This window comes from Microbacterium sp. Clip185 (assembly GCF_028743715.1).
Taxonomy (GTDB): Bacteria; Actinomycetota; Actinomycetes; order Actinomycetales; family Microbacteriaceae; genus Microbacterium.
This window is the reverse complement of the sequence record NZ_CP117996.1, coordinates 1,029,115-1,053,312: the sequence shown is the minus strand read 5'-3', so window position 1 is coordinate 1,053,312 and position 24,198 is coordinate 1,029,115. Positions and strand designations below refer to the sequence as shown.

Below are 24,198 nucleotides of genomic sequence, written 5' to 3'. Positions count from 1 at the left end.
TCACTCATGACCGTGCTGCTGGGCACTCCGCTCCCCCGGGACGCGGTGCAGCTCGATGCTCCGGTCGTGGAGGCCGGCACCACCCGTCGCGGTGGTGCCGGCCTCCACGGCCTCGAAGTCGCCGACATCGATCGCGCGGGTCGCCTCGCAGCGATGCGCTCCGGCGAGCTCGGGTCGGTGCACTCCTGGGAGCTGGTGACGGCGGTCGACGGCCCCGGAACGCGCCTGACCCTGTTCCTCAACGGCTGCCCGCTGCGGTGCCTGTACTGCCAGAACCCTGACACGTTCGCCATGAAGGACGGGGTCCCCGTCACCGCGGATGCGGTGCTGGAACGCCTCCGCCGCTACCTCGGCGTCTTCCGCGCCACCGGAGGCGGTCTCACGATCTCCGGGGGCGAGGTTCTGATGCAGCCCGCGTTCGCCGCCCGGTTGATCCGCGGCGCCAAGGAGATGGGGATCCACACGGCGCTCGACACCTCCGGCTATCTGGGAGCGCACGCGTCCGACGAGCTGCTCGCCGACACCGACCTGGTCCTGCTGGATGTGAAGTCCGGCGACGCGGACACGTATCGCCGTGTCACGGGCCGGGAGCTCGAACCGACCCTCGAGTTCGGCGAGCGCCTCGCGCGGCGCGGCGACGTCGAGGTGTGGGTGCGATTCGTCCTGGTGCCCGGTCTCACCGACGATGTGGACAACGTCGCCGCTGTCGCGCGGTACGCCGCATCTCTGAACGAGATCACGCCCGGCACCGTCACGCGCGTCGAGGTCCTGCCGTTTCACCAGATGGGTCGCGACAAGTGGCACGAGCTGGGGCGCACCTACCCGCTCGAAGACACTCCCGCACCGGAGAAGGAGCTCATCGAGCGGGTGCGCGGGCAGTTCGCCGCGGAAGGACTGACGGTCTACTGAGCGGACGCCGCCACGGCCGCATCCGCAGCACGGCGCGCCCAGCTCTCGGCATCCGCCAGGCCCTCGCGACTCAGTGTCGCGGGGGCCTCGTGCGTGTCGACGACACGGCGGACGATGTCGACGATGTCCAGGAAGCCGATCCGTCCCTCGTGGAACGCGTCCACTGCCTGCTCGTTGGCCGCGTTGAATACCGCAGGGTACGTGCGCCCCGCCTCACCCACGCTCTTGGCGAGCGCGACCGCCGGGAACGCCTCCTCGTCGAGCGGCTCGAACGTCCAGGAGGACGCGCGGGTGAAATCGAGCGGCGCACCGACGCCGCTCACGCGGTGCGGCCAGTCGAGCCCCAGCGAGATCGGCAGGCGCATGTCCGGCGGCGAGGCCTGCGCGATAGTGGATCCGTCCACGAACTCGACCATCGAGTGCACGATCGACTGCGGATGCACCACGACGTCGATGTCGGCGTAGGCAACGCCGAAGAGAAGATGCGCCTCGATGACCTCGAGCCCCTTGTTCACGAGCGTCGCTGAATTGGTGGTCACCACGCGTCCCATGTCCCACGTCGGGTGGGCGAGCGCCTCGGCCGGGGTCGCGGCTGCCAGCTGCTCACGGGTGCGTCCGCGAAACGGTCCTCCGGATGCGGTGAGCACCAGTCGGCGCACCTCGGAGGGCTTTCCCGAGCGCAGTGCCTGCGCGATCGCCGAATGCTCGGAATCCACCGGAACGATCTGTCCGGGATCGGCGAGGGCGGTCACCAGCTCGCCCCCGACGATCAGCGACTCCTTGTTGGCGAGCGCGAGCGTGCGTCCCTCCTCGAGAGCGGCGAGGGTCGGACCGAGCCCGACCGAGCCCGTGATGCCGTTGAGGACGACATCGGCGTCGACGCCGCGCACGAGCGCCTCGGCCTCGACCGCGCCGAGCGCGGTGTCGGCGACGCCGAACTCGGCCGCCTGGACCGCGAGTCCCGCTGCATCCGTGCCCGCCGCCAGCCCCACGACGCGGAAGCGATCCGGGTTGTTGCGGATCACCTCCAGCGCCTGGGTGCCGATCGACCCAGTGGAGCCGAGGACGACGACGCGCCGCACGGGATCAGCCCTCGGTCGGTTTCGTGGAGACGATGTCGATCACGAAGACGAGCGTCTCGCCCGCCAGCTGCTGCTGCGAGGAGCCCGCTTCGCCGTAGCCGCACGAGGGCGACATCGACACCAGCACCTGCGAACCGACCTTCTGTCCTTCCAGCGCGCGCTTGAAGCCGACGACCACGCCATCGGTGGAGAAGCTCGCGGTCTGGCCGCGGTCGTAGCTCGAGTCGAACGTCGAGCCATCCGACCACTTCACACCTGCGTAGTTGACCTCGACCGTGTCGCCGGCACCGACGGTGTCGCCGTCGCCCTCCTTGAGCACGTCGACGCGCACGCCGTCCTCGGGGGCGGAGGCGGGAATCGTGATCGTGGGCTTGTCGTCGGTGAAGGTCACCGCGGGCTTGTCGCCCGAGAACGGCTCCGCCTGGCACCATGCGGCCTCAGGCGTCGAGGAGATGAGATCCACGACGAACACCTGTGCGGCGCTGTTGCTGCTCGCGGGAAGGGTCGCCACGACACGGGTGCCGGGGGTGGCGCAGCCCAGGACCTTGCCGAGCACGCTCTCCGCGGCGATCGGCTGCGGCTGCACGGGGGTGCCGTCATAGCCCACAGAGCCCTGCAGCTGCCCCGTGGCGGCATCGAACGCCGAAAGGGCGTAGGTGACGTAGTCGCCCGCGGCGACGGGGGTGCCGGTGCCCTCGGTGACCACCGTGCGCTCGACGTCGGAGATGTCCAACGGAGCCGTGAAGGTCGCGGTCGGCTGCTGTCCGACCTCGCCCGACACGGTCACCGCGTCGGAGGCGGCGCCCGGGGAGGCGACATCCGCGCAGAGATCGGCTGCCGCGCTCGCGGCGGGCGTGGAGGTCGCGTCGGGTGAGGATGCGGCGGAGCATCCGGCGAGCGCGACGGCGCTGACCGCGAGTGCGGACAGGATGTAGAGCGGACGGCGCACGGGAACCTCCATGAATCGGTGCGGGGCGCACCCATCATCCCGCATCCGCCCATGCCCTCGCTGAGAGCGTCCGGCGCGGCCTCATGCGCCGGAAGGAATGGAATCCGCAGTAGCCTCTTACAGTGACAGATGCGCAGAGCCGCGACGCGGAGAACGTCCCCGATCCGCGCGCATCCGAATCCAAGCCGGTGACGGATGTCGGCTTCGCCTACTTCCTCGGGCGCCGCGTACTGGCGCCTCTGGCGCGTGTCGCTTACCGGCCGCGCATCGAAGGCCGTCAGCATGTGCCGCGGACGGGTCCGGTCATCTTCGCCGCGAACCACCTCTCGTTCATCGACTCCTTCGCCATTCCCATGGCCGCGCCTCGCCCGGTGCAGTTCCTGGCGAAGTCGAGCTACTTCGACGGGCCGGGGCTCAAGGGTTGGCTCTCCCGGCAGATCTTCCTGGGCCTCGGGGCCAACCCCGTCGAGCGCGGTGCGGGACAGGCGGCGCTCGATGCGCTCGACCAGCAGAAGCGGATGCTGGAGGCCGGCAAGGCCATCGCGCTGTATCCGGAGGGCACGCGCTCACTCGACGGCAGGCTCTACAAGGGACGCACCGGCGTCGCCTTCCTCGCTCTCCAGACCGGCGCGCCCGTGGTCCCGGTAGGCCTCATCGGCACCAACGAGGCCATGCCGGTGGGCGCGAAGTTCCCCCGCACGAAGCCGCGGGTCACGATCCGTTTCGGCGAGCCGCTCGACCTCTCGGCCCACGGTCCCGCCAGCTCCGGGCGCGCGCGCCGCGCGGCGACCGACGAGCTCATGGCCGCGATCCACGCTCTCTCGGAGCAGGAACTGGCCGGCACATACAACGAGGTGCCCGCGCACGGCGCCATCGAACGGATCAAGCGGGTCCTGCCGCACGAGCGTCTCTGACGGCACACTTTCTCATTCACGGCTTTCGGCACTTGACGCTCAGCCCCACCGGGTGGAGATTCGGAGCGTCTGCGAAGCCACAATGAGGAGGCATCCGTGAAGAAATTCATCAACGACCCGACCCAGGTACTCTCCGATGCTCTGACCGGCATCCGACTCGCACATCCCGAACTGCGCGTCGATTCCACCAACCGCGTCATCTTCCGCGGCGAGGCCACGCGCCCCGGCAAGGTCGCGCTCGTCTCCGGCGGCGGCTCCGGCCATGAACCCATGCACGGCGGGTTCGTGGGTACGGGGATGCTCGACGCGGCCTGCGCGGGCGAGGTCTTCACCTCCCCCACTCCCGACCAGATCCTTGCGGCCACCGTCGGCGCGGACTCCGGTGCCGGCGTCCTGCACATCGTGAAGAACTACACCGGCGACGTCCTGAACTTCGAGATGGCGGCGGAACTCGCCGCCGCAGAGGGGGTGCGCGTCGAGTCCGTGGTCGTCGCCGACGACGTCGCAGTGCAGGACTCCACGTGGACGGCGGGTCGACGCGGCGTGGGGACGACGGTCGTGCTCGAGAAGATCGTGGGCGCGGCGGCCGAGGAGGGCATGGACCTCGACGCTCTCGCCGCCCTTGCCACCCGTGTCAGCGAAAGCGGGAGGTCCATGGGCGTCGCCCTCACCAGCTGCACCGTGCCGGCGGCGGGCAAGCCCACGTTCGACCTGCCGGAAGACGAGATGGAGGTGGGCATCGGAATCCACGGCGAACCGGGACGTTCGCGTGTGCCCCTCGCCACCGCCCACGAGATCGCCCGCATGCTCGTCGACCCGATCGTGCACGACTTCGGCGACGCGCGCGGCGACGCGATCGTGCTGCTGTCGGGACTCGGGGCGACTCCCCTCATCGAGCAGTACCTCCTGTACGGGGAGATCGCGCCGCTGTTGTCGGATGCGGGCTTCGAGGTGCGCCGTGTGCTGGTCGGCGACTACATCACGAGCCTCGACATGGCGGGCGCGTCGCTGACAGTCGTGCGTGCCGACGACGAGCTCGTGCGCCTCTGGGATGCCCCCGTGGTCACGCCGGGCCTGCGCTGGGGAGCGTGAGCGCGCGATGACCGTAGCCACCCTCGAGACACTGACCGCCTGGATCTCCGGCTTCCGCGATCAGATCGTCCAGCACCAGGCCGAGCTCACCGAGCTCGACTCCGTGATCGGCGACGCGGATCACGGGTCGAACATGGCGCGCGGTATGGAGGCGGTCGTCGCGGCGGTGACCGCGACGCCGCCGACGGATGCGGCGGCGCTGTTCAAGACCGTGGGGATGACGCTGGTCTCGACCGTCGGCGGGGCGAGCGGGCCGCTGTACGGCACGTTCTTCCTCCGTCTCGGGGGCGCCGCGGGTGCCACCGTCGAGCTGGACGCCGCCGCCCTCGGCTCGGCGCTGCGTGCCGGTGCCGAGGGCGTACGCACCCGCGGCAAGGCCGAACCCGGGGACAAGACGATGCTCGACGCGATGCTCCCCGCCGTCGACGCGTGGGAGGAGGCGGTGGCCGCGGGCTCCGATCTCGCGGCAGCGGCCGCCGCCGCGACCGATGCGGCTGACGCCGGCCGCGACGCCACCATCCCGCTCGTGGCGCGCAAGGGTCGCGCGAGCTACCTCGGGGAGCGCAGCGCGGGCCATCAGGATCCTGGCGCCACATCGACCGCGCTGCTGTTCACGACGCTGCGGGATGCGGTGACCGCCGCATGATCGGTTTCGTCGTCGTCTCCCACAGCCGACCGCTCGCCGAGGCTGCCGTGGCGCTCGCCACCCAGATGGTCGCCGAGAGCCCTCCCCCGATCGAGGTCGCGGCGGGTTCCGCGGACGGCGGGTTCGGCACGGATGCGGCGGCGATCGCCGCATCCATCGACCGCCTCGATGCCTCCGAGGACGTCGTCGTGCTGATGGACCTCGGTTCCGCGGTGCTGAGCGCCGAGATGGCGCTGGAGTTCGTCGAGCAGCCGGACCGCGTCCATCTGAGCTCCGCGCCGTTCGTGGAAGGCCTCGTGGCGGCCGTCGTGCTCGCCGCGACGGGCGCCGACTGGGCGAGCATCCAGGCGGAGCTAGGCGCTGCGTACGCGCAGAAGGCGCGCCATCTGGAGGCGGGGTCCGTCGAGTCGGCACCGGCGCCGCCGCCTGCCCCCGAGCCGGCGTCCGGCGGCGACGAGGCATCCTTCGAGGCGGTCATCGTCAACCCCTCGGGTCTGCACGCGCGACCCGCGGCGACGTTCGTGAAGACGGCGGCGAAGTTCGACGCGCTCGTGGAGATCGAGAACGTCGACCAGGGCTCCGGCCCGGTCTCCGCGGCGAGCCTGCTCGCGCTCATCGCACTGGGCATCGGACGCGGCGCGCGCGTACGCGTCCGAGCGCGCGGGCGGGAGGCTCAGCCGGCGATCGACGCGCTGCGCGCCCTGGTCGAAGACGGCTTCGGGGAGGTCTGACCTCGCGTGCTCGTGCGCGAGAGGCTCATGAGCCTGCGGGCGACGGTTTCCTCGAGCACGAGATCGGTGATGAGCCCGGCCGCGAGGGCGCCCTGCAGCGCGTCGATCTTCGATAGACCCGACATGACGCAGAAGCGCCGCGGAATGCGGCGCACGTCGTCGAGATCGGGGCCGCTGGAGCGGAGGTTCAACGACGGGATGTCGGAGGATCCGTCGATGCGGTAGAACATCGTCGCGCAGTCGCCGACGACACCCTCCTGCTCGATGAGTGCCAGATCGCGCTGGTCGAAGTAGTCGCCCGAGTACACGTGCGAGGGGACGGCAGCGCGGGGCGATCCGAGCCCGAACACGAAGAGACCGACGCGGCGCTGCATCTGCAGCACAGCGCGAACCGACCTCTCCCGCCACATCGCCTCCTTCGTCGCCGCCTCGTCGAAGAGCGCCGGCACCGGGAAATGGTGCACCGAGGCCGACCACGCGGCGCCGAATCGCGACAGGATCTCGCCGGCGTACGGGACGCCGAAGGTATGCCCGTTGGCCGCGCCGTTCATCTGTACCACGTGCGTGTCGTGCGTGCGCTTCGTCGGCAGGTGACGAGCGATGGCCGACAGCGTCGATCCCCACGCGATGCCGACCGTCATCGAGGAGTCGACGTGCTCGCTCAGGATGCGCGCCGCCGACAACGCGGTGCGATCGAGACGCTCCGCCTCGCCGATGTGACTCGTGGTGGGGACGATGTGCACCGTGATCCCGAACCTCTCGGCCAGTCGCTCTTCGATCTGGCTGCGCGCCGCGAGCGGAGAGTGCACCGAGATCGACACCAGGCCCGTGTCGCGGGCATGGGAGATCAGCCGGGAGACGGAGGAGCGCGAGGTGTGCATCTCGCGCGCGATCGCCTCCATCGTGAGGTCCTGCAGGTAGTACAGCTGTGCCGCGCGCAACGCGTCGCGCACCTTCATCGACCCGGCCTCCGCCATGATCATCCCTTCGCCCGTTACACCATTCTGCACGTTTGTGCAGAGAACTTGCGACGATGTCCCACTTCCATGCAACCTGCGAAGGATCCATCGATACGAAAGGTCGACGACGACATGTCGCTCTCCCCCTCGCTGCGGCCGCAGGTCGCACAGATCCGCGACGCTCAGGATCTCGACGTTCTCATCGTGGGCGGCGGGATCAACGGCATCGCCACGCTCCGCGACCTCTCCCTCCAGGGCGTGAAGGCCGCCCTGGTCGAGCGTGGAGACTTCGTCTCCGGCGCGTCGAGCGCCTCCAGCCACATGGTGCACGGCGGCGTGCGCTACCTCGAGAACGGCGAGTTCCGTCTCGTCAAGGAGGCGGTCACCGAGCGCAACGCGCTCCTGAAGACCGCACCCCACTACGTTCGGCCGCTGCCGACCACGATCCCGATCTTCAAGACCTTCTCGGGAATCCTGTCCGCGCCCTTCCGGCTGCTGGTCACGCACGGACGCGGCAAGCCCAACGAGCGTGGTGCTCTGCTGATCAAGATCGGCCTCGTGATCTACGACACGTTCTCGCGCGACGGCGGCTCCGTCCCGCGCCACCGGTTCGTGGGCAAGAAGAAGTCGCTCGCCGACTTCCCGAAGATGAACGAGGGGCTCGCCTACACGGCGACGTACTACGACGCCTCCATGCACGATCCCGAGCGCCTCGCTCTGGACGTCCTCTCGGACGGCCTCGAGGACGGCTCGGCGATGGCCGCGAACTACGTGACGGCGATCGGCGCGGATGAGAACGGCGTGCTGCTTCGCGACGAGGTCACCGGCACCGAGTTCTCCGTGGCGGCCAAGGTCGTCCTGAACACGTCGGGGCCGTGGACCGACCTCACCAACGCCGCGCTCGGAACGCCGACCCGCTACATGGGCGGCACCAAGGGCTCGCACATCGTGCTCGACAACCCTGAGCTGCTGGCGGCCACCCGCGGGCGGGAGATCTTCTTCGAGCACTCCGACGGGCGCATCGTGCTGATCTACCCCCTCAAGGGACGCGTGCTCGTCGGCACCACCGACATCGACGCCGACCCCTCCAAGAAGGTCACCTGCACGGACGACGAGATCCAGTATTTCTTCGACCTCGTGCGCCACGTCTTCCCGACGATCGAGGTCAACCGGTCTCAGATCGTCTACACCTTCTCCGGCATCCGCCCGTTGCCGCGTCACGACGACACGGCTCCGGGTTTTGTCTCCCGCGACTACCGGATCGTCGACGGCACCCTGGGCAAGACGCCCACCCTCAGCCTCGTCGGCGGCAAGTGGACGACCTTCCGCGCACTCGCGGAGCACCTCAGCACCCGCGCTCTCGAGAAGCTCGGCCGCACGCACCGCGTGAGCACGCAGGGTCTCGCGATCGGCGGCGGCAAGGGCTATCCGATGACTCCCGAGGCTCGCCGCGCGTGGGTCGCCGAGCGCAGCGGACGCCACTCCGCATCCCTCGTGCTCAGCCTGCTGGATCGTTACGGCACGCGTGCCGAAGCCGTGCTCGCCGACCTCCCGGCACAGCCGACCGAGCTCGAGCACGCACACGGCTACTTCCGCGAGGAACTGGCCTACCTCGCACGTACGGAGCAGGTCGTGCACCTCATCGATCTGCTGCTGCGTCGCACCGACATCGCCTTCGTCGGCGGGTTGAGCTCGGCCACCCTGCAGGAGGCCGCGGAGGCGATCGCCGAACCGCTCGGATGGGACGACGCACGGGTGAACGAGGAGATCGCTCACGCCACTCAGATCCTTCGGGACGACCACCGTATCGACCTCGCCGAGGGCGGTCGTCTGGCGTCCTGAGAGAACGTGCGGGCGCGTCCTCTGGTGCGCGCCCGCACACCGGCTCTAGTTTCGGAGCAACCCGATAACCCGCCGCACGAAGGGGCGACAGGCGGGCTTCACTGAAAGGTCAATGTAGACATGAACGAAGTCAATCTCGGTTTGTACTTCCTCTCCGAGACCGTGGGAACGGCGATGCTGCTGTTGCTCGGTTGCGGTGTGGTTGCAAACGTCGCTCTCGCGAAGACGAAGGGCAACGGCGGCGGATTCCTCCTCGTCAACTGGGGCTGGGGCCTCGCGGTCTTCGCCGGTGTCATCGTCTCGGCGTACTCCGGTGCGCAGCTGAACCCGGCCGTATCCATCGGTCTTCTCGTGCACGGCGACATCAGCGTCACCCAGTTCGGGATCGCCGTGCTCGCCCAGATGCTGGGCGCCATCATCGGTGCCGTGCTGTGCTGGGTCGCCTACAAGCAGCACTTCGACGACGAGCCCGATCCGGCGAACAAGCTCGGCGTCTTCTCCACGGGCCCCGCGATCCGCTCGTACGGCTGGAACCTCATGACGGAGATCATCGCCACCTTCGTGCTGGTGTTCGTGATCTTCGGGTTCCGTGACTACGGTGTCGCCGACATCGGCGTCCCCGGTGGCCTCGGTGGCCTCGCCGCCGTGCCGGTCGCCCTGCTCGTGGTCGGCATCGGCGCCTCCCTCGGTGGCCCGACCGGATACGCCATCAACCCGGCCCGTGACCTGGGTCCGCGCATCGCCCACGCCATCCTGCCCATCAAGGGCAAGGGCTCCAGCGACTGGTCCTACTCGTGGGTCCCGGTCGTCGGCCCGCTCATCGGAGGCACGCTCGCCGGTCTGCTCGCCCCTGTCCTGCTGGGCTTCGTCGCCGCCTGATCCCATCCACTCCCGGGTGGGCGGCGCCGCCGCGCGTCGCCCACCTCCCCACCATCCGAACCAACAGACAAGGAAGTCCATCCAATGGCTGACTACGTCCTCGCCATCGACCAGGGAACCACCTCGACGCGCGCGATGATCTTCGACCGCAAGGGAAGCGTGATCTCCGTCGGGCAGAAGGAGCACGAGCAGATCTTCCCGAAGGCGGGCTGGGTCGAGCACGACCCCGCCGAGATCTGGCGCAACACCCAGGAGGTCATCGGCCTCGCCCTGAGCCGTGCCGACATCACGCGTCACGACATCGCCGCGATCGGTATCACCAACCAGCGCGAGACCGCGGTGGTCTGGGACAAGAACACCGGAAAGCCCGTCTACAACGCCATCGTCTGGCAGGACACCCGCACGCAGTCGATCGTCGATCGTCTGGCCGACGGTGACACCGACCGCTACAAGGACATCGTCGGCCTGCCCCTGGCGACCTACTTCTCCGGCACCAAGATCGTGTGGATCCTCGAGAACGTCGAGGGCGCGCGCGAGAAGGCGGAGGCGGGCGACCTCCTCTTCGGCACGACCGACACGTGGGTGCTCTGGAACCTCACCGGCGGTATCGACGGCGGCGTGCACGCGACGGACGTCACCAACGCCAGCCGCACGCTGTTCATGGACCTCGAGACGCTGCAGTGGCGCGACGACATCCTCGCCGACTTCGGAGTGCCGCGCTCGATGATGCCGGAGATCCGCTCCTCGTCCGAGGTCTACGGCAACGCCGAGTCGTCGTCGCTGCTGCGCGAGACCCCGGTCGCCGGCATCCTCGGCGACCAGCAGGCCGCGACCTTCGGCCAGGCGGCGTACGACCCGGGTGAGAGCAAGAACACGTACGGCACCGGCAACTTCCTCATCTTCCAGACGGGCGAGGAGATCGTCCGCTCCAAGAACGGTCTGCTGACGACCCTGGGCTACAAGCTCGGCGACGGCCCGGCACACTACGCCCTCGAAGGCTCGATCGCCGTCACCGGATCCCTCATCCAGTGGCTGCGCGACCAGCTCGGCATCATCTCGTCGGCGCCTGAGGTCGAGAAGCTCGCCGAGAGCGTCGAGGACAACGGCGGTGTGTACTTCGTGCCGGCGTTCTCGGGTCTGTTCGCCCCGTACTGGCGTCCGGATGCCCGCGGCGCCATCGTCGGCATGACGCGCTACGTCAACAAGGGCCACATCGCCCGTGCCGCACTCGAGGCGACCGCTTTCCAGTCGCGCGAGGTGCTCGACGCGGTCAACGCCGATTCCGGCGTCGATCTCACCGAGCTGAAGGTCGACGGCGGCATGACGGCGAACGACGCGCTCATGCAGTTCCAGGCCGACATCCTGGGCGTGCCCGTCGTTCGACCGGTCGTCGCCGAGACCACGGCTCTGGGCGCTGCATACGCCGCGGGCCTGGCCGTCGGCTTCTGGGACAACCTCGACGACCTGCGCGCCAACTGGCAGGAGGACAAGCGCTGGGAGCCGAACATGGACCCCGAGGAGCGCGACCGTCAGCTGCGCCTGTGGAAGAAGGCCGTCACCAAGTCCATGGACTGGGTCGACGACGACGTGCGCTGATCGTCTGAACGACGAGACGCCCCGCGGGTGGCGAACCCGCGGGGCGTCTCGTCGTTCCGTCCGGCACTCAGGCGGCTGCGGTGACCTGCGCCTGATGTCGCACGGGGAAGTTCACCGAATTCGCGATGAAGCACCACTCGTGGGCGGTGGCGTGCGCTGCCTCGGCGGCCGGGATCATCGATGCGTCGGCCACGACCACGCGCGGCTTCAGCAGCACATCGGTGAAGCGACCCGCTCCCGACCCGTCGTCGACCATCGTGCCCTCGGCCGCATCCTCATATGAGACGACGACGACACCGGCGACGACGCACGCGTGCAGGTACGACAGCAGATGGCACTGGCTGAGGGCAGCCAGCAGCATGTCCTCCGGGTTCCAGCGCTCCGGGTCGCCTCGGAACGGCTTGTCGGCGGAGCCCAGCAACTCCGGCTTGCCGTCGATCGTCAGAGTGACGTCGCGGTCGTAGTCGCGGTAGCCGCTCGTTCCGGTGCCGCGGTTGCCGGTCCAGAGCGCGCTCAGACGGTAGTTGTGGGTGCCAGGCATGGGCACAGTCTGTCATGGCGGATGCGGGTGCCGACTACGCTGAGAGGATGCCCGAGACGTTCTCCGCCACAGCCGCCGTCGAGCTCGCCGTCGTGGAGCGCAGTGGGTTCGTCGAGTCCCGCCACACCGGCTCCGCCGTGGTCCTCTCCCCCGATGGCACCGTGCTCGCCGCTCATGGCGATCCCGCATCCGCCGTCCTGCCGCGCTCGACTCTCAAGCCGCTGCAGGCGCTCGCCTGCGTGACCGCGGGCGCGGCGCTCGAGGGCGAGCGGCTCGGCCTCGCCACGGCCAGCCACGCCGGCACCGAGCGTCACGTCGCCGTCGTACGCTCGATCCTGGAGGATGCAGGCTGCACCGAGGACGACCTCGGGTGCCCGCCGGCTTGGCCCTCCGACTCGACCACTCGGGACGAGATGGTGCGCGATCACGCGGCGCCGTCCCGCATCCGGATGAACTGCTCCGGCAAGCACGCGGCGATGCTGCTCGCGTGCCGGACGACGGGCTGGGACACTGAGGGCTACCTGGATCCGACACACCCCCTGCAGCAGCACATCCGTGAAGTCGTGGAGCGCCTGACCGGCGAACGCCCGCAGGCCATGGCGGTCGACGGATGCGGGGCTCCCGTTCCCGCGCTGACACTCACCGGCCTCGCGCGCGCCCTGCACCGCATGGGGACCTCCTCGGAGCGCTCCCCCTTCGCCCTGCACCGCAGCGCTGCGACGCTCATGGCCGCCGTCCGCGATCATCCGTGGACGATCGACGGCCCTGGACGGCCGGACACCGTGATCATCGAACGCACGGGGGTGTTCACGAAGACCGGCGCCGAGGGACTGGTGGTCATGGTGGCCCCGGACGGGACCACGGTTGCCGTCAAGATGCTGGACGGCTCATCCCGCGCCACGGCGACGGTGGGCCTGCGCCTGCTCGAACGCGCGGGCGCGCTCACGACGTCGGAGGCCGACGCGGCGCGCCGCGACCTCTCCCTCGCCGTTCACGGCGGCGAAGCGATCGTGGGCGTCATCCGTCCGACGGTGTGATCTCCTTCTCCACCATTCCCCACGGGGAGCCGTAGCCCGCGGGGGCAGGCTCCGCCAGCAGGTCGAGGAACGGCCTGGCGTCGAAAGCCTCCGGACCGAGCACGCCCTCTCCCGCCCATTCCCCGCGCGCCAGCAGCTCGAGTGCGATGACGGGATTGATCGCGGTCTGCCAGACGACGGCCTGCGAGTTGTCCTGGCGCATCGTCTGCTCATTGTCCGCGACGTGGTACAGGTACGTCGATCGGGGCCGGCCGTCCTTTCCCGTACCGCGAACCCACACGCCCGCGCACGTCTTGCCTGTCATGCGGTCGCCGAGAGTCGCCGGGTCGGGAAGCGCCGCCGCCACGACATCGCGGGGAGACACCTGGATACCCTTCACGCTCACCGGCTCGGTGCGGTCGAGTCCCGTCTTGTGCAGGACCTGCAGCACCTGAATGAACTCGTCCCCCAGCCCGTACTTGAACGTCACGCGCTTCGCATTCGTCCAACGCGGCATGAGCAGCACTTCCTCATGCTCCACGTTGACGCACTCGACCGGACCGATCCCCTCCGGGAAGTCGAACACTTCCGGCTCCGAGAACGGAGCCGTCGTGTACCACCCGCGATCCCTCTCGTAGATCACGGGTGGGTTCAGGCACTCTTCGATCGTGGTCCAGATCGAGAAGGACGGCGCGAAGTCGTAGCCGTCGACGACGAGGTTCGCCCCATCGCGCACGCCGAGTTCGTCGATCTCGTCGAACAGCTCGTCCTGGGCGTAACGGGCGAACACGTCCGACAGCCCGGGCTCCACCCCGATGCCGACCAGCGCCAGCCTGCCCGCTTCGCGCCACTTCTCGGCGGCGGCGAACTGCTCGTCGCCGAGCTTCACACCCGGCAGCTCGTAGGGCTTCTCCGGATGCGGTTTCGACAGGCTCATCGCCATGTCGAGATACGTGGCACCGGCGTCGAAGACACCGGTGAAGATCGGCATCACGAAGCGGGGGTCCACCGCGTTCAGCACGTGAGTGGCGCCGCTCTCACGCACGAGGGCCGCGACCGATCCCGCATCCGAGGCGTCCACCTGGGCGGCGCTGAAGCGGGGGTCGCCGAGTTCGGCGACGAGCGCCTGGGGCCTGCCGGGATCGTAGTCCGCGATCACCACGGCTTCGAAGAAGTCGCGGCGGACGGCGATGCGGGCCGCGGCCGAGCCGACGCCGCCGGCGCCGATGATGAGGATGCGCATGCTGTTCTCCTGTCTCAGATCAGGCCGCCGTCGACCGAGCGTCCGTAGTCGCCTTCGTCCGGGACGAGGACCTCGGTGTCGCGGTTGAGGCTCTCGCCCCGGAAGAACCTCTTCGACCGCGGGAAGAGGAACCACACGAACATCAGCACGACGCCGACGGCGAGCGAGCCGATTCCGATGACGAAGGTGCCGCCGATGCCGAACAGAACCGTGTAGCCGTAGTCCACGTCCCACATGTCGATCGCGGATTGGATGAACGCATAGGTCAGCATCAGGGCGCCCAGCAGCGGCAGGAGCCCCTTGACCACGAACGCACCCGTCGAGCGGAAGAGCTCTCGCCGGAAGTACCAGACGCAGGCGTACCCGGTGATGGCGTAATAGAACGCGATCGCGAGGCCGAGGGAAAGGATCGAGTCCTGGAGGATGTTGTCGCTGATGAGCGACATCCCCACGTAGTACACGACCGCGACCACCCCCATCACGAGCGTCGAGAACGACGGTGTCCGGTAGACCGGGTGCACGTCCTTGAACCGTGCGGGAAGCGCGCGGTAGACCCCCATCGCGAGGGTGCCGCGCGCGGTCGGCAGAATGGTGGTCTGGGTCGACGACACGGCGGAGATGAGGACGGCGACGACGAGCACCCATCCGAAGGGGCCGAGCAGTCCGTCCTTGATGGCGAGGAAGAAGTCGTCGGCGTTGCTCTCGTTGCCCAGCCCCACTCCGTCCTCGCCCAGGCCCGCGTACATCATGGCCGCGATCGTCACCGAGACGTAGGTCACGAGCAGGATGACCGTGGTCAACAGCGCCGCGCGGCCGGGCGTGCGCTTGGGGTCCTTGGTCTCCTCGTTCAGGGCCAGACAGGTGTCCCATCCCCAGTAGATGAACAGGGCCAGCAGCACCGCCTCCGTGAATCCGCTCCAGTCGGCGAACCCGAAGGGGTTGAGCCACGAGATGTCGAACGGCGTCGGGTTGGGTGCCGTGCCTCCGAAGAACTGCCAGAGCGCCGCCACCACGAAGATCGCGAGCGCGAGGTACTGGATCGCGAGCAGGATGTTCTGGATGCGTTCGCCGATCTCGACGCCGCGCCAACTCACCCAGGTCATCGCGGCGATGAACGCCACCGCGACCAGCAGGATCCGCCAGTCGTTGTTCTCGAACTCGAGGCCGAACAGCGCCCAGAAGTAGATCGAGGCGATCTGGGCGAGGTTGGCGAGCACCACCATCCCGGCGACAGCCACACCCCATCCGCCCATCCAGCCCACCCACGGACCGAACGCCTTGGTGCCCCAGGTGAAGGTCGTCCCGCAGTCGGGGACCGCCCGGTTCAGCTCGCGGTACGCGAAGGCGATGAACAGCATCGGGATGAAGGCGATGATGAAGGCGATGGGCGCCTGGGCCCCCACCGCGAGCACGACGAAACCGAGCGTGGCCACGAGCGAGTACACCGGCGCCGTGGACGCGAGCCCGATGACGGTCGAGCCCCAGAGCCCCAGCGTCCCCGCCGCGAGCCCCTTCCCGTCCGGGCGCTGCAGGTGGATGGGGGTGGTTGTCATGAGCAGACGTTAGGGGTCGGATCCACCGGCGGTCAAGCAATCCGACGCGCACGCGCCGGCTCGATGCCCGGCAGTTGCACGCGCACTGGCGCTGCCCCCTCACGCACGAGCCATGCGCGCCCCCGCCCGGGGGCGCAGAAGGGCGGGAGCGCACGGTCTCCGGTGAGCAAGCGATACTCCGCCGCGCAGTCCGCGTCCACGAGCAGATCGCCGCGCGCCCGCACGGACTGGAGGACGGGCCAGGACCGCTGCCACAGCTCGGGGTCCGCGACGATCGCACGCGCTCCGGGGGTGACTGCGCGGTCGGCATCCGCGATCTGGACGATGTCGCAGCCCCGCGTAGCCAGAGCCGCCGTGACGCGTCGCGCCAGCGTGCCCTCGCGGATGACCACCCCGACCGGCCCGGCGGCCCCCGCGTAGACAGGCGGCTCCACGGCGTTCGTTCGCGGCGAGGCGTCCACCCACGGGATCTGGACGACACGGCCGTCCAGAGTGCCTCGCCCGGGAGGAGCGTGCATGTCGAAGAGCTCGGGGGCGCCTCCCGCCCCGAGGTGGTCGATCTTGCTCGACATGCGCAGCAGCACGCGTCTCGGCAGGAGATCGGCGATGCGTGCAAGCGGACCCATGACCCGACCGCTCGAGATCGCGAAGCGCCGCCCGGCGGAGCGCGCGGATCGGCAGAATCGCTCGATCATGGCCAGCGCGGCCGCCGCGTAGTCGGGTGGGAAGCCGGCGAGCGCGGCATCCAGATCGTCCAGCAGCACGAGATCGTCATCAACCCCGTCGAGTTCGCACAAGGCGTCCCAAAGCCCCTCGGGCTCGGCCGGAAGCCACCGGGCGGGCGTCTGCGCGGCGAGCGCGGCGAGCGCCGTGGTCTTGCCACTCCCGGGCCCGCCGAGCACGAGCACACCCGCATCGCTCTGCTCGAGTCGGGCGGCCCGCTGGCGCTGATTGTCCGGTTCGTCCACGAGCCCGATGACAGGGCGCTCGGCGCTCACCGGCACCTCCGAAAGGGGCCAGCGCTCCGGAAGCGGCGGCTGCCAGGGCCGCCGCGGCGCGGGCTCCGCACGACGCCGATCACAGATCGCCGCCACATCCGCGGAGGTCGTGCGCGCCACCCGCACGGCGTGCGGTTCGGCGTCGCCCGCGCGCCGCACGAAGGCGATGCCGCGGGATGGGGCGTCTCCCGCAATCTCAGCAGCATCGTGGGTGCCGATGACGAAGCGGCTGTCGGCGGCGTCGACGACCCGCAGGCTCACCCGGAGCGGACAGTTCGCCAACAGCGACTCTCGCACGACGCCGGCGGCGCGTTGCGTGCCGAGGATCAGATGGATGCCGAGCGCCCGCCCGCGCGCAGCCAGATCGGCGAACAGGGCTCCGAGCTCGCGATGCGCGTCCAGAAGTGCGGCGAACTCGTCGACGACCACGACCAAGCGCGGCAGATCGACGCCGACGTCGGCGATGTCGCGGGCCCCCGCGGCGGCCAGGGCGCGTTCGCGGTGCCGGATCTCCGCCCCGAGACTCTCCAACGCCCGCTGCGTCGCGTGCGGATCGAGATCGGTCAGGACGCCTGCGACGTGCGGCAGAGCAGCGAGCGCGTCGAACGCGGTGCCGCCTTTGAAGTCCGCGAGCAGGAACGTGACGTCCCGCGTGCTCCGCGTCGCCGCCAGCTGCGCCACCCACGTGACCAGGAGTTCGCTCTTGCCGGACCCGGTCATGCCGGTCACAACGGCGTGGGGGCCGTCGGACACGAGATCTACGGCGACGGATCCGCCCCCGTCCGCACCGATCGCCACCGCGAGACCATCGCGCGTCGGCGGGTGCGCCAGTTCCGACGCCTCGACGGCCGGCGGCAGCTCCCGCCGGCCGGGCGCACTGCGATAGCGCTCCCCCAGCGCCGTCGCGAGTCGCGCGGCCTGGCCGGCCGAGAGGACGTCCACGCGCACCTCGACCGCCCGGCCGGCATACTCGAGCCGGGCGCGGGCGACGTCGTCGAGCGTCAGGACGGCGGCGCATCGGGTGGGGACCGCCTCGTGCGGTTCGACGACGAGCACGGCCGCGTCCTCGCGCCCGCGCGTCTGTGCGGCGTCGACGCCGAGGTGACAGGACAGAGCGGACGCGACATGATGGGGCAGCGCCTCGATCCACGCTTCCTCCGAATCGGCCGTCATGATCCGCAGCGCACCCGGCGGATGGGCGCAGCACAGCTGCAGCACGAGAGCGCGCGCCACCGCCGCCGCGGTCACCCGCGGCCCCCGCACGGCGATTCCCGCACTGAGCGGGACAGTCACCGGCGCGTCCGAGACGGTGCCGGCGCGCGCGAGCAGCTCGCGGGAGAGCGCGTCGTCCGACGCACTGACCACCACGTCACTGACGACCTCGCCGCGGCCCACCACGAGCACCCCGCTGCGCGACGGATGCGGCCGCCACAGCTCGCCCGCATCGTCGAGGTAGCCCTCGAGAGTGGGCGTGGCACGCATCCCTTCCGAACGCTCCGCAGCGTGACGCCGGTCGATCTCCTCGCGGAGGCGAGCGGCGACGTCAGCACGCATCCGTTGCTGCTCTCTCGCCTCGCGACGGGCGCCGCGCGCGGCGTCCAGCATCCCCGCGACCGCGATCAGGGGCCCGAGCAGCGCGAACCACAGCACCCCCGCATAGCCCGTGACCTGCCAGAACACGAGGGCGCCGAGGACGGGCGCCAGGGATGCGAGCCACGGCACGGGCGGACGGCGCCGCGGCGGATCCGGCGGCGGCAGGGTCAGCTGCGCCGGCGGCGCAGCGGTACGTGTGGCGGCCGGCTGGGGAGTGAACACCGCTCCAGTGTGAAACGGCTGCTCCCGCGGCGGTTCGCGCACCGGCCCCTGCGTGCACGCAACGCGGCGGCGGCGAGGGTGTGGAGAGTCAGTCGGTGCGCGTGACGTTGAGAACGATCACGGTGACGTTGTCGCGTCCGCCGTTCTCGAGCGCGGCATCCATCATGGCCGCCGCAGCGTCAGCCGGGTCTTCATGCTCCCGCAGGAAGTGCTGGATGCCGTAGTCCGTGAGTTCCTTGGTCAGCCCGTCCGAGCAGACGACGAAACGGTCGCCGTCGAGCACATCGAGACGGATGTAGTCCGGCCGCACGCTGTCGCTCGGCCCGACCGCACGCGTGATGACGTTTCCGTAGGGGTGGTGCTCGGCTTCCTCGGGACTGAGACGCCCGGCTGCGACCAGTTCCTGGACGACGGAGTGGTCGGTCGTGATCTGGACGAGGGTGTCGTCGCGGAGCAGATACACCCGCGAGTCGCCGATGTTGAGGCTCACCCAGTGCGGCTCGTCTCCGGTGAGCTCGAGAAAGACACCCGTGACCGTCGTGCCGGTACCGTCGTCGGTGGCCTCCGGGTGCGAGGCGATGTCCTTGACGGCCTTCGCGAGCGCCTTCTCGATGGTCTTGGGGGTGACCGAGCCTGAACCGACGATCGCCTCGAGGCGGTTCACGGTGCTGGAGCTCGCGATCTCTCCCCCGATGTGCCCGCCCATCCCGTCGGCGACGACGAACAGGGGGTACTCGGCGAACACAGCGTCCTGATTGACCTCACGACGGCGCCCGACATCCGTCAGGGCAGCCCAGGCGAGCTCGATCGATCCCTGCGGCAGCGGCACAGTGCGCCGCCGGGTCGCAGCCTCGGGCACGCGGTGTCCTTCCATCGGGGGTGTGGCCACGCCGGTGCCGGCGCGGTCCTCACATCCTAACGACTGCGCCCGCCGGATCAGACCCGGCGGGCCGAATGCGGCGAGCCTCCGTTCGCAGGGAACGGAGGCTCGCTCGACGAGATGATCAGCCGCGCGGGGGCTCGGCCTCGTCGGATCCGGGCGTCGTCGGCGGTGCCGGCGGAGCCGTGGGAGGCGCCGGCGGGGCGGCCGGGTCGCTCGGCGCCGGCGTACCACCGGCGGGGGGCGGGGTGTAAGCCGGCGGCGGGTACGCGCCCGGCTGCGGCGCCGCGGGCGGCGGGTACGCACCGGGAGCGGCGTAGCCACCCTGCTGCGGGGGCGGCGGGTATGCACCCGGCTGCTGCGGGTATCCGCCCGGCTGGGCGTAGCCGGCCGGCGGCGGGTAGGCGCCGGGGGCACCGTAGGCACCCTGCGGCGCGGGAGCGCCCGGCTGCACCGGAACGCCCGACCACACGACATTGTCCGCGAGGAAGCTGCGGGCCCACGGCGCCGGTGCGATCTGCGGGTTCCAGCGCGACTTGTCGAACGCGACGATACCGAGCCACACGATGCTGAGGAAGAAGTAGAGCACGACCCACGCGCCCTCCTTCTGCAGCTTCTGCCCCACGCGATACGCGGCCATGACGAGGTACACCGTCGACGCGAGCGAAGGCAGCAGCGCGAAGAACGTGCCGATGTAGGGGATGAGGCTCAGAACGAAGGTGATGCCGAAGAGCACGAGCAGCCACCAGGGGTTCAGGTCGCCGAGCTTCACGAACACCATCTCGCGGTACACGGGGACCCAACCGCGCCACTTGCCCTCGACGCCGGCCTTCTCGAACAGCTTCGCGTAGAAGATCGAGGAGACGACGTACGCGGCGGCGCCGATCAGAAGGAGGACGCCGAGGATGGCGAAGAAGATGCCGAACGCCGCAGCGCCGGAATATCCGTAGTCGTAGTTGTACGCATAAGGGTTCACGGGGAATCCTCTCGGGTCAGAGGCATGATGGCCTCGCGGAACCACCCGTCCCGCGGCTCACATCGTAGCGAGCCTGAGTGTTGGCTGACAGGGGCTTGCGCGAAGTTGGGGATGAACCCTCATACCGCCAGGCGAAGTTCACCCTCCTCCGCGTCGGCGACAGCGAGCCCTGCTCCTTCCGCCCAGCGCAGGAACGCGCCTCGAGTCGCGATCCGGGGCCGATCCCGGGCGAGGCGACGCACGAGTGCTCCCTTGGCGTGCTTGTTGAAGTGATTGAGCGCCCGCACCTCGCCCTCCTCTCCCACGGTCACGACGCGCACGTAGGCGGATGCGGTCTCTCGCGGAACAGGGCCGAGCGCGACATAGGCCTCCGAGCGCAGGTCCAGGATGAACGGCGCCGCGGTCTCCCCGAGCGCCGACGTCACCGCCTCCGCCCAATGGCGGCGCAGTGGAGCAAGCCCCGGCAGTGATGCGCCGGCGCTCAGCCGATAGCTCGGGATCGGATCGAGCGCTCCGACCGGACCGAACGGGGCCGAATGGATCAGCACGTGCTCTCCCAGCCACCGTCGCGCCCGTGGGTCGAGAGACGACGCGTCGAGCGCGTCGAACAGCACTCCCGTGTATCTGTCGACCGCCGGCATCGTGGGCGACGCGCGCAGCGCTGCGTTGACCGCGATCTCCCCGCGTTGACGCGCGCTCAGCTTGAGGACCTTCGCCGCCGCATCCTCGTCGCGCGAGAGCTCCACGAGCGCCGACACGACCGCTTCGCGCTGGGGCGCCAGCTGAGGCAGCCGGAGGCCCGCCGCGTTCCACGGCGCCCCCGCACCGCCTGGGCGCTTGGTCTCGGATGGCGGCAGCAGCACGAGCATGGTGAACTCCAGGAGAACGACACACGCCGCCCGCCAAAGCGGACGGCGTGTGCAGGGGATGCGGGTCAGGAGACGAGCGCCGCGTTGCCGGCCACGATCGTGACCTGGTCGTGCTCGACGGAGATGAAGCCGTCGTGCGCGTTGGCGACGATCTTGTGTCCACCGGGCTCGGTGATGCGCACCTGGCCCTCGGCGAGGATCGCCAGCACCGGTTCGTGACCGGTCATGAAACCGATCTCGCCCTCGATGGTCTTCGCGATGACCAGGTCGGCCTCACCGGACCAGACCTCGGCATCCGCGGAGACCAGACTCACCTTGAGCGGCATGATCAGCCGTTCTCCTTCTGGATCTGCGCCCACTTGGCCTCGACGTCGGAGATGCCGCCGACGTTGAAGAAGGCCTGCTCGGCAACGTGGTCGAACTCGCCCTTGACGATCGCGTCGAACGACTCGATGGTCTCCTTGATCGGGACCGTGGAGCCCTCGACGCCGGTGAACTTCTTCGCCATGTAGGTGTTCTGCGAGAGGAACTGCTGGATGCGGCGCGCACGCGACACGACGATCTTGTCCTCTTCGGAGAGCTCGTCGACACCGAGGATCGCGATGATCTCCTGCAGTTCCTTGTTCTTCTGCAGGATCTGCTTCACGGCGGTGGCCACGCGGTAGTGGTCCTCACCGATGTAGCGCGGGTCCAGGATGCGGCTGGTCGAGGTCAGCGGGTCGATCGCGGGGTACAGACCCTTCGATGCGATCTCACGCGAGAGCTCGGTGGTGGCGTCGAGGTGGGCGAACGTGGTCGCCGGAGCCGGGTCGGTGTAGTCGTCGGCGGGGACGTAAATCGCCTGCAGCGAGGTGATCGAGTGACCGCGCGTCGACGTGATGCGCTCCTGGAGCACACCCATCTCGTCGGCGAGGTTCGGCTGGTAACCCACGGCGGAGGGCATGCGACCCAGCAGCGTGGAGACCTCGGAACCCGCCTGCGTGAAGCGGAAGATGTTGTCGATGAACAGCAGCACGTCCTGCTTCTGCACGTCGCGGAAGTACTCCGCCATCGTCAGAGCGGACAGCGCGACGCGCAGACGCGTCCCCGGCGGCTCATCCATCTGGCCGAAGACGAGGGCGGTCTTGTCGAAGACGCCCGCCTCCTCCATCTCGCCGATGAGGTCGTTGCCCTCGCGGGTACGCTCACCGACACCGGCGAACACGGACACACCGCCGTGGTCCTGCGCCACGCGCTGGATCATCTCCTGGATGAGGACCGTCTTGCCGACGCCGGCGCCGCCGAACAGGCCGATCTTTCCACCCTGCACGTACGGAGTCAGCAGGTCGATGCTCTTGATACCGGTCTCGAACATCTCGGTCTTCGACTCGAGCTGGTCGAAGCTCGGCGCCTGGCGGTGGATGCCCCAGCGCTCGGTGACCTCGACCTGCTCGCCCGGAGCGGCGTTGAGCACGTCGCCGGTCACGTTGAAGACCTTGCCCTTGGTGACGTCGCCGACGGGAACCGTGATCGGGCCGCCGGTGTCGCGCACCTCCTGGCCGCGGACCATGCCGTCGGTGGGCTTGAGGGAGATGGCGCGCACGAGGTCGTCGCCCAGGTGCTGGGCGACCTCGAGCGTGATCTCCGTCGACTCCTCGCCGATGGTGATCGTGGTCTTGAGCGCGTTGTAGATGTCGGGGATCGCGTCGTGCGGGAACTCGATGTCGACGACGGGGCCGGTCACGCGCGCGACGCGCCCGACGACGGCGACGGACGCCTGATCGGCCGTTGCGGTGGTGGTCATGGTGTCTTCCTCGTTTTCTACTTGCCGGACGCCAGGGCGTCGGCGCCGCCGACGATCTCGGCGATCTGCTGCGTGATCTCGGCCTGACGCGCGTTGTTGCGCAGGCGGGTGTAGTCGGTGATGAGCTTGTCGGCGTTGTCGCTGGCCGACTTCATCGCCTTCTGCGTGGCGGCGTGCTTGGCCGCCGACGACTGCAGGAGGGCGTTGAAGACGCGGCTCTGGATGTACACCGGGAGCAGGGAGTCCAGAACGGCCTCGGCATCCGGCTCGAACTCGTAGAGCGGGTAGACCGCCGCCGCGGACGACGACGCCTCCTCGGTCGCCTCGACGACCTCGAGCGGCAGGAGACGCACGGTCTCCGGGCTCTGGGTCATCATGCTGACGAAGCGGTTGTACACGAGGTGGATCTCGTCCACTCCGCCCGCCTCGCCGCCGCGGCGGAAGGCCTCGAGCAGCGTGTCCGCGATCTCCTCAGCTGTCGAGAAGTGCGGCGTGTCGGTGTCGCCCGTCCACTCCGCGGCCGCTTCGAGCTTGCGGAACTGGAAGAACCCGACGGCCTTGCGACCGACGAGGTAGAACACCGGCTCGCGGCCCTCGCTGCGCAGAAGCTCGCCCTGCTCCAGGCCCGCGCGGATGATCTGCGAGTTGAACGCCCCCGCCAATCCGCGGTCGGACGAGAAGATCACGACGGCGGAGCGGCGGATCACCTCGGGCTCACGAGTGAGCGGGTGGTCGACGTTCGAGTACGTCGCGACGGCCGACACGGCCCGCGTCACGGCCTGCGCGAAGGGCGAGGACGCGCGCACGCGCGTCATCGCCTTCTGAATGCGCGAAGCCGCGATGAGCTCCATCGCCTTCGTGATCTTCTTGGTCGTCTGAGCAGAAGCGATCTTCTGCTTGTAGACCCTGAGTTGAGCGCCCATGA

At 69.4% G+C, this 24,198-nt stretch carries 22 protein-coding genes; 9 read left to right on the top strand and 13 right to left on the bottom strand.

Annotated elements, in window-relative coordinates:
* Nucleotides 1-6: 6 nt before the first annotated feature.
* Entirely contained in the window at nucleotides 7-909 is a 903-nt protein-coding gene (gene pflA / locus PQV94_RS04970; RefSeq protein ID WP_274287683.1) for a pyruvate formate-lyase-activating protein, read from the top strand.
* Here pflA and dxr read toward each other — a convergent pair.
* Entirely contained in the window at nucleotides 903-1,991 is a 1,089-nt protein-coding gene (gene dxr / locus PQV94_RS04965; protein ID WP_274287682.1) for a 1-deoxy-D-xylulose-5-phosphate reductoisomerase, read from the bottom strand. The genes pflA and dxr overlap by 7 nt on opposite strands.
* Before the next feature lie 4 nt (nucleotides 1,992-1,995).
* Nucleotides 1,996-2,940, bottom strand: coding sequence for an FKBP-type peptidyl-prolyl cis-trans isomerase (locus tag PQV94_RS04960; RefSeq protein ID WP_274287681.1), 945 nt, complete (start codon nucleotides 2,938-2,940; stop codon nucleotides 1,996-1,998).
* Nucleotides 2,941-3,062: 122 nt separating this feature from the next.
* Between PQV94_RS04960 and PQV94_RS04955 the strand changes: the two genes are divergently transcribed.
* The 4 genes from PQV94_RS04955 (at nucleotide 3,063) to dhaM (ending at nucleotide 6,323) form a co-directional block, all read left to right on the top strand.
* Entirely contained in the window at nucleotides 3,063-3,854 is a 792-nt protein-coding gene (locus tag PQV94_RS04955; RefSeq protein ID WP_443192708.1) for a lysophospholipid acyltransferase family protein, read from the top strand.
* 96 nt (nucleotides 3,855-3,950) lie between these two features.
* Nucleotides 3,951-4,946 carry a dihydroxyacetone kinase subunit DhaK gene (dhaK, locus tag PQV94_RS04950; RefSeq protein ID WP_274287680.1) on the top strand — a complete coding sequence of 332 codons (996 nt, stop codon included), beginning with the start codon at nucleotides 3,951-3,953 and terminating at the stop codon, nucleotides 4,944-4,946.
* A gap of 7 nt (nucleotides 4,947-4,953) precedes the next feature.
* Entirely contained in the window at nucleotides 4,954-5,592 is a 639-nt protein-coding gene (dhaL, locus tag PQV94_RS04945) for a dihydroxyacetone kinase subunit DhaL (protein WP_274287679.1), read from the top strand.
* Nucleotides 5,589-6,323, top strand: a complete 735-nt coding sequence (gene dhaM, locus PQV94_RS04940; RefSeq protein ID WP_274287678.1) for a dihydroxyacetone kinase phosphoryl donor subunit DhaM — start codon at nucleotides 5,589-5,591, stop codon at nucleotides 6,321-6,323. The genes dhaL and dhaM overlap by 4 nt, the downstream gene beginning before the upstream one ends.
* Here dhaM and PQV94_RS04935 read toward each other — a convergent pair.
* Nucleotides 6,266-7,300, bottom strand: a complete 1,035-nt coding sequence (locus PQV94_RS04935; protein ID WP_274287677.1) for a sugar-binding transcriptional regulator — start codon at nucleotides 7,298-7,300, stop codon at nucleotides 6,266-6,268. The genes dhaM and PQV94_RS04935 overlap by 58 nt on opposite strands.
* Before the next feature lie 114 nt (nucleotides 7,301-7,414).
* Here PQV94_RS04935 and PQV94_RS04930 point away from each other — a divergent pair, with 114 nt between their 5' ends.
* From PQV94_RS04930 to glpK, 3 genes are all read left to right on the top strand, one after another.
* A complete protein-coding gene (locus PQV94_RS04930; protein ID WP_274287676.1) occupies nucleotides 7,415-9,124 on the top strand; it encodes a glycerol-3-phosphate dehydrogenase/oxidase in 1,710 nt (569 codons plus the stop codon).
* A gap of 120 nt (nucleotides 9,125-9,244) precedes the next feature.
* On the top strand, nucleotides 9,245-10,003 hold the full coding sequence (locus PQV94_RS04925) for an MIP/aquaporin family protein (protein WP_274287675.1): 759 nt from the start codon (nucleotides 9,245-9,247) through the stop codon (nucleotides 10,001-10,003).
* 84 nt (nucleotides 10,004-10,087) lie between these two features.
* Complete coding sequence (gene glpK / locus PQV94_RS04920) at nucleotides 10,088-11,599, top strand: glycerol kinase GlpK (protein ID WP_274287674.1); 1,512 nt, start codon at nucleotides 10,088-10,090, stop codon at nucleotides 11,597-11,599.
* A 67-nt stretch (nucleotides 11,600-11,666) separates the two neighbouring features.
* Here glpK and PQV94_RS04915 read toward each other — a convergent pair whose 3' ends face one another.
* Nucleotides 11,667-12,140, bottom strand: coding sequence for an OsmC family protein (locus PQV94_RS04915; RefSeq protein WP_274287673.1), 474 nt, complete (start codon nucleotides 12,138-12,140; stop codon nucleotides 11,667-11,669).
* A gap of 47 nt (nucleotides 12,141-12,187) precedes the next feature.
* Here PQV94_RS04915 and PQV94_RS04910 point away from each other — a divergent pair, with 47 nt between their 5' ends.
* Nucleotides 12,188-13,177, top strand: a complete 990-nt coding sequence (locus PQV94_RS04910; protein ID WP_274287672.1) for an asparaginase — start codon at nucleotides 12,188-12,190, stop codon at nucleotides 13,175-13,177.
* Here the strand turns inward: PQV94_RS04910 and PQV94_RS04905 are convergent.
* The 9 genes from PQV94_RS04905 to PQV94_RS04865 all read right to left on the bottom strand — a co-directional run bounded on the left by PQV94_RS04905 (nucleotide 13,158) and on the right by PQV94_RS04865 (nucleotide 24,196).
* Nucleotides 13,158-14,399 (bottom strand): saccharopine dehydrogenase family protein, encoded by a 1,242-nt coding sequence (locus tag PQV94_RS04905; RefSeq protein ID WP_274287671.1) that lies wholly within the window; start codon nucleotides 14,397-14,399, stop codon nucleotides 13,158-13,160. The genes PQV94_RS04910 and PQV94_RS04905 overlap by 20 nt on opposite strands.
* A 14-nt stretch (nucleotides 14,400-14,413) precedes the next feature.
* On the bottom strand, nucleotides 14,414-15,952 hold the full coding sequence (locus PQV94_RS04900) for an APC family permease (protein ID WP_274287670.1): 1,539 nt from the start codon (nucleotides 15,950-15,952) through the stop codon (nucleotides 14,414-14,416).
* Between the two features lie 32 nt (nucleotides 15,953-15,984).
* Nucleotides 15,985-18,765: an FtsK/SpoIIIE domain-containing protein gene (locus tag PQV94_RS04895; RefSeq protein WP_274287669.1), complete on the bottom strand. Its 2,781-nt coding sequence runs from the start codon at nucleotides 18,763-18,765 to the stop codon at nucleotides 15,985-15,987.
* Nucleotides 18,766-18,853: 88 nt separating this feature from the next.
* The gene (locus tag PQV94_RS04890) at nucleotides 18,854-19,624 is read right to left on the bottom strand and encodes a PP2C family protein-serine/threonine phosphatase (protein ID WP_274287668.1); all 771 of its coding nucleotides are present in this window, start codon (nucleotides 19,622-19,624) and stop codon (nucleotides 18,854-18,856) included.
* A 145-nt stretch (nucleotides 19,625-19,769) separates the two neighbouring features.
* Nucleotides 19,770-20,621, bottom strand: a complete 852-nt coding sequence (locus PQV94_RS04885) for a DUF5684 domain-containing protein (protein ID WP_274287667.1) — start codon at nucleotides 20,619-20,621, stop codon at nucleotides 19,770-19,772.
* Nucleotides 20,622-20,740: 119 nt separating this feature from the next.
* Nucleotides 20,741-21,490, bottom strand: coding sequence for a YaaA family protein (locus PQV94_RS04880; RefSeq protein WP_274287666.1), 750 nt, complete (start codon nucleotides 21,488-21,490; stop codon nucleotides 20,741-20,743).
* Nucleotides 21,491-21,555: 65 nt separating this feature from the next.
* Entirely contained in the window at nucleotides 21,556-21,816 is a 261-nt protein-coding gene (locus PQV94_RS04875; protein ID WP_274287665.1) for a F0F1 ATP synthase subunit epsilon, read from the bottom strand.
* A 2-nt stretch (nucleotides 21,817-21,818) separates the two neighbouring features.
* A complete protein-coding gene (gene atpD, locus PQV94_RS04870) occupies nucleotides 21,819-23,273 on the bottom strand; it encodes a F0F1 ATP synthase subunit beta (protein ID WP_274287664.1) in 1,455 nt (484 codons plus the stop codon).
* Nucleotides 23,274-23,290: 17 nt separating this feature from the next.
* Nucleotides 23,291-24,196: a F0F1 ATP synthase subunit gamma gene (locus PQV94_RS04865; RefSeq protein ID WP_274287663.1), complete on the bottom strand. Its 906-nt coding sequence runs from the start codon at nucleotides 24,194-24,196 to the stop codon at nucleotides 23,291-23,293.
* Between the last annotated feature and the right edge of the window lie 2 nt (nucleotides 24,197-24,198).